Source organism: Nocardioides cremeus, from assembly GCF_030518195.1.
In the GTDB taxonomy this organism is placed as follows: domain Bacteria; phylum Actinomycetota; class Actinomycetes; order Propionibacteriales; family Nocardioidaceae; genus Nocardioides; species Nocardioides cremeus.
This window is the reverse complement of the sequence record NZ_JAULSC010000390.1, coordinates 1-234: the sequence shown is the minus strand read 5'-3', so window position 1 is coordinate 234 and position 234 is coordinate 1. Positions and strand designations below refer to the sequence as shown.

Genomic DNA, 234 nt, shown 5'->3' with positions numbered 1-234 from the left:
GGGCATAGGCGGTGACGATCTCGTCGCGTGCGGTGGCGAAGTCGTGATCGGTGAGCCGCTGTGGTGCGACCCCGGTGACGGCCGTGGCCTTCATCAGCGCATTCCACTGCAAGCTGACGTCCGCGTGCTGCAGTCGAAGTCGCTCAGCTGCCTCGAGGAACCAGGCATAGGTGTCGGGGCAGTGTCCGCGGGCGACCATGCCCAGGCGCAGGTCGATGTCGGTCATCAAGTCGG

At 66.2% G+C, this 234-nt stretch carries 1 protein-coding gene; it reads right to left on the bottom strand.

Going from position 1 to position 234, the window contains the following annotated elements; translation table 11 throughout:
* Positions 1-226: hypothetical protein (locus tag QWJ41_RS21445; protein WP_302710532.1), on the bottom strand; the 226-nt coding region annotated here is incomplete at its 3' end.
* Positions 227-234 lie beyond the last annotated feature (8 nt).